The 5,415-nt window shown below is 72.9% G+C and carries 3 protein-coding genes; 2 read left to right on the plus strand and 1 reads right to left on the minus strand.

From position 1 onward, the window contains the following. Positions 1 to 116: 116 nt before the first annotated feature. Entirely contained in the window at positions 117 to 2,483 is a 2,367-nt protein-coding gene (locus tag CCN42_RS04165) for a glycoside hydrolase family 31 protein (protein WP_086733116.1), read from the minus strand. Between the two features lie 213 nt (positions 2,484 to 2,696). Between CCN42_RS04165 and CCN42_RS04170 the strand changes: the two genes are divergently transcribed. Both CCN42_RS04170 and CCN42_RS04175 read left to right on the plus strand, forming a co-directional pair. Beyond that, positions 2,697 to 4,664, plus strand: coding sequence for an acetoacetate--CoA ligase (locus CCN42_RS04170; RefSeq protein ID WP_086733117.1), 1,968 nt, complete (start codon positions 2,697 to 2,699; stop codon positions 4,662 to 4,664). Positions 4,665 to 4,801: 137 nt separating this feature from the next. Continuing rightward, positions 4,802 to 5,415: hypothetical protein (locus CCN42_RS04175; protein ID WP_086733118.1), on the plus strand; the 614-nt coding region annotated here is incomplete at its 3' end.

Consider the following 5,415-nt stretch of genomic DNA (forward strand, 5'->3'; position numbering starts at 1 on the left):
TGGGACTCCGCCCGGCGCGCCGAGAGCACGCACCAGACGCCGCGGGGCCCGCCCTTCGGGCGGACGACGGGACTTTGCGGACACGACCTAGGGGGTGTCCCTCCCCACGTCAGCTCTCATCCCTCTCCGAAGCCGCGGATCCGCACCGGGTAGGGCGGTTCGGCCGCGCCGCCCTCGCCCTCCCGCTCGACCACCACCCGCCGGCCCGAACGACGGGACACATAGCGCTCGGTCGCCGGCTCCTCCCAGCCCTCCCCGGCGTCCGGCACCACCAGCCCTCGGCCCGTCCGCCCCCGCGCGGGAGCCCACACCTCCAGCTCCAGACCACCGTCGTCCCCGCGCACCGGCAGCACGGCACCCGCGCGCGCGAACACCGGAATCCGCGACAGGGGAGCGTCGGCCAGCACCCGCGCCGGCCCCTCGTACGCCCGCCCCGTGACCGTGTCGTACCAGCGCCCGTGCGGCAGCTGCACCGTCCGCCGCTCCGCGCCCGGATCCAGCACCGGCGCCACCAGAAGGCAGTCGCCCAGCAGGAAGGCGTCCTCGCAGTCGCGCAGCGCCCGCTCCTCCGGCGCGCCCCACCACACCGGCCGCACATAGGGAGCTCCGGTACGCCGGGCCAGCTGCGCCAGCGTCACGAAATACGGCAGCAGCCGGCGCCGCTCCAGCAGCGCCACGCGCGCGTGCTCCAGCACCTCGGGACCGAACTCCCACGGCTCCCTGCGCCCCGCCCCCGGACCCGCGTGGGTGCGGAACAGCGGCAGATACGCGCCGAGCTGGAACCAGCGCAGGAACAGCTCCGGATCGGGACTGCCGTCGTAGCCCCCCACGTCCGGCCCCGAGTACGGCACCCCGCACAGACCGAGCCCCAGCACCAGCGCCAGCGACGCCCGCAGCCCGGCCCAGCCCGTCGCCACATCACCCGACCACGTCCCCCCGTAGCGCTGCATACCGACCCAGCCGGAGCGCGAGAAGACGAACGGACGCTGGCGCGGCGCCAGCTCGGCCAGCCCCTCGTACCCCGCCCGGGCCATGCACAGCGCGTAGACGTTGTGCGCCTCGCGATGATCGCCCCCGCGCCCCTCCAGCCCGTGCCGCGCCGACCGCGGCAGCGTCGTCTCGCCGAACGCCGCGAACGAGGTCGGCTCGTTCATGTCGTGCCAGAACCCCGAGAAACCCTGCGCCAGCCGCTCCTCGTGGAGCCGGCCCCACCAGCGCCGCACGCGCGGGTGCGTGAAGTCCGGGAACACCGACTCCCCGGGCCGCACCAGCCCCCGCACGAGCTGCCCGGAGGCATCCCGCACGAACGCGTCCGCCGCCGTCCCGCTGTCGTACACGGCGTCGCCCGGCTCGGCCTTCACCGCCGCGTCGACGATCGACACCAGCCGGATCCCGTCCTGCCGCAGCTCCTCCGCCAGCTGCGGCAGCTTGGCGAAGCGATCCGGATCGACGGTGAAGACCCGGTGCTCCTCGAGGTGATCGATGTCCAGGTGGACCGCGTCGAGCGGCAGACCACGCTCCTGATAGCCCGCGACGATCCGCCGCACCTCCTGCTCACTGCCGAAGCCCCACCGCGCGTGATGATGACCGAGCGCCCACGCCGGCGGCAGCGCGGGCGCCCCCGTCAGCGAGGCCCAGGCGAGCAGCACGCGCGCGGGGGTGCCCACCATCACCCAGCAGCGCAGCGGACCCCCCTCCATCCGCAGCTCGCTCGTCCCCGCCCGGTCGTGACCCGAACCGGCCCCTTCCACGCCCTCCCGCAGCAGCACCGTGCCGTCCCACGTGCTGTCGTGGAACACCAGATGCGTGCCCGCGTCGCTCACCACCCACTGCACCGGCATGGTGATGTACAGCGGATCGTCCCCGGGTGCGAAGGCACGCCCGGGATCGGTGTTCCACAGCCGGTAGGCGCCGTCCCGCAACCGAGGCCCGGACGCCCGTCCGCCCAGCCCGAAGAACCGCGCGTCCGCCGGCACCTCGGACCGCTGCGTCCAGCGCGCCGGGCCCCCGCCGGCCGGCTCCCACCACCGGGGCGGCAGATCGCGGCGCAGCGTCACGCCACCGGGGGTGCGCACCTCGATCGCGCCGAGCCGCGACACCACCACCGTCACCCGCTCGGCCATCACCCGCCAGCCACCGTCCTTGTCCGGCTCCAGCACGGCCCGCGGATCGGGGTCGGGACAGCGTCCGGCGAGCGCGTACGACGGCTCCGGACCGGCCCCGTCCCAGCCCCAGAAGACGGCCCCGCTCACCGTGACGGTGATCCGCAGCTCCGCCGCGCCGAACCGCAGTGTGCCTCCGCCGGGCCCCGGCTCCGCCGACTCCAGCACACCGGGCACCCGCGCGCGCTCCGCACCGCGCGGAGGCAGCCCCAGGGCGTCGGCGCGCTGCCTGCGCCAGGCCGCCCGTACGGTACGCAACCCCTGCGCCGCCCCCACGGAACCGACCGCCTTCAACGAACGCACCAGGTCACGACCGTCCATGCTGCTCACCCTGCCACTGTTCGGACGGTACGCGTGTCGTGTTCAACTGCCGTTCACCCGTGCCGCGACCACATCCTCACGAGAGGGACTATGTGGGGCGCACCCTGGTGTGGAAGTCGATCACATGGCATCGTCCGTGTCAGCCGCGTCACGCGCACACCCCAGCACGTGCGCGGAGGACGCACACGACGCGCACAGTCCGGGAGCCGCCCCATGTCGACCGTGAACCCCCAGCCGCTCTGGCAGCCCGATCCGGAACGCATCGCCCAGGCACAGATCACCAGGTTCCAGACCTGGGCCGCCGAGCACCACGGCGCCCCCGCCCAGGGCGGCTACGCCGCACTGCACCGCTGGTCCGTCGAGGAGCTGGACACCTTCTGGAAAGCCGTCACCGAATGGTTCGACGTCCGCTTCTCCACCCCCTACGCGCGCGTGCTGGGCGACCGCACGATGCCCGGAGCCCAGTGGTTCCCCGGAGCCACCCTGAACTACGCCGAACACGCCCTGCGCGCCGCGGCCACCCGCGCGGACGAACCGGCCCTCCTCTGCGTCGACGAAACCCATGTACCCCGCGCGGTGACCTGGTCCGAGCTGCGCCGCCAGGTGGGCTCCCTGGCCGCCGAGCTGCGCACCCTCGGCGTACGCCCCGGCGACCGCGTCAGCGGCTACCTCCCCAACATCCCGGAAGCCGTCGTCGCCCTCCTGGCCACCGCGGCGGTGGGCGGCGTCTGGACCTCCTGCGCCCCCGACTTCGGCGCCCGCAGCGTCCTCGACCGCTTCCAGCAGGTCGAACCGGTCGTCCTGTTCACCGTCGACGGCTACCGCTACGGCGGCAAGGAACATGACCGCCGCGAGACCGTCGCCGAACTGCGCCGCGAGCTGCCCACCCTGCGCGCCGTCGTCCACATCCCCCTCCTCGGCACCGAGGCCCCCGGAGGGGCCGTGGAGTGGGCGACCCTGACGGGCGCGGACGTGGACCCCGAGTTCGAGCAAGTCCCCTTCGACCACCCGCTGTGGGTCCTCTACTCGTCCGGCACCACCGGCCTGCCCAAGCCCATCGTCCAGTCCCAGGGCGGCATCCTCGTCGAGCACCTCAAGCAGCTCGGCCTGCACTGCGACCTCGGCCCCGAGGACCGCTTCTTCTGGTACACCTCGACGGGCTGGATGATGTGGAACTTCCTCGTCTCCGGCCTCCTGACCGGCACCACGATCGTCCTCTACGACGGCAGCCCCGGGCACCCCGGCACCGGCGCCCAGTGGGGCATCGCCGAACGCACGCGAGCCACTCTCTACGGCACCTCGGCCGCCTACGTCATGGCCTGCCGCAAGGCGGGGGTGCACCCCGCGCGGGACCACGACCTCTCCGCCGTGCGCTGCGTCGCGACCACCGGCTCCCCGCTCCCGCCCGACGGCTTCCGCTGGCTCCACGACGAGGTCCGTGACGACCTGTGGATCGCCTCCGTCAGCGGCGGCACCGACGTCTGCTCCTGCTTCGCCGGAGCCGTCCCCACCCTCCCCGTCCACATCGGCGAACTCCAGGCCCCCGGCCTCGGCACCGACCTGCAGTCCTGGGACCCGAGCGGCGAGCCCCTGACCGACGAGGTCGGCGAACTCGTGGTCACCAACCCCATGCCGTCCATGCCGATCTACTTCTGGAACGACCCCGACGGCAGCCGCTACCACGACAGCTACTTCGACACCTACCCCGGCGTCTGGCGCCACGGCGACTGGATCACCGTCACCTCCCGCGGCTCCGTCGTCATCCACGGCCGCTCCGACTCCACCCTCAACCGGCAGGGCGTGCGCATGGGGTCGGCCGACATCTACGAAGCCGTCGAGCGCCTCCCCGAGATCAAGGAATCACTCGTCATCGGCATCGAACAGCCCGACGGCGGCTACTGGATGCCCCTCTTCGTCCACCTGGCCCCCGGAGCCGTCCTCGACGACGCCCTCCTGAACCGCGTCAAGCAGACCATCCGCGAACAGCTCTCCCCGCGTCACGTCCCCGACGAGATCATCGCGGTGCCCGGCATCCCGCACACCCTCACCGGCAAGCGCATCGAGGTCCCGGTCAAGCGCCTGCTCCAGGGCACCCCGCTGGAGAAGGCCGTCAACCCCGGCTCCATCGACAACCTCGACCTGCTGCACTTCTACGAGGACCTGGCCCGCAAGCGCGCCTGACCCCACCGCCGCGAGCACCCCCTGCAGCGGCCTCGGACCGTCCGGAACCCCGGCTGTCCGAGGCCGCTCGCACGCCGTTGTCAGTGCCGCCGGTTACCGTGAGTGAGCATTGATCGACTGCGTGCACAGGGGGAAACATGACGCACACCGACAGCCTGACCATGCGACGGGTCCTGCGCCGCGAAATCGCCGGCACCCTCGGCCTGCTCACCGACGAGCACGACTTCCGTGCCATGCGGCGCTATCGCAGCTTCACCTTCGAGGACCACCAGACCTACCTCCAGCAGGTCGAGGCCCTCCTCAAGACCCGAGCCGCCCAGGGCACCCACACCACGGTCGCCCTCTTCGACCCCGAGGAATACGCCGACTACTGCGCGGAGAAGGGTCTCGACCCCGACACCCCGTCCAGCCGCAGCCGCTTCACCGCCGAACTGGCCGCCACCGGCCCCACCGTTCCCTACGAGGGCCAGCCCCTCACCGACCTCGTCCCCACCCTCGTCGACGAAGCCGTCCGGCAGGCCACCTGGGACTACGCCTCCACCCTCCTCGCCCGGCTCGGCTCCTGCGCGACCTGCGGCGAGGACCTCGGGCGCTCCGCCTTCACCCGGGCCTCCGCCCTCCTCGTCCGCATCCTCGACACCGCGCCACCCGGCCACCGGCACCTCGTCTGCAGTGTCTCCGGCACCGCGGAGCCCCTCGTCGCCGTCCTGCACGCCGACGACCACGACGGCGTCACCGAACTCGACGAGGC

Source organism: Streptomyces glaucescens (genome assembly GCF_002154375.1).
GTDB classification, from domain to species: Bacteria; Actinomycetota; Actinomycetes; order Streptomycetales; family Streptomycetaceae; genus Streptomyces; species Streptomyces glaucescens.

What these genes read in the sequence shown, in the direction of transcription:
- CCN42_RS04165 (WP_086733116.1), bottom strand. Translation starts at nt 2,483, where the DNA reads ATGGACGGTCGTGACCTGGTGCGTTCGTTGAAGGCGGTCGGTTCCGTG.
- CCN42_RS04170 (WP_086733117.1), top strand. Translation starts at nt 2,697, where the DNA reads ATGTCGACCGTGAACCCCCAGCCGCTCTGGCAGCCCGATCCGGAACGC.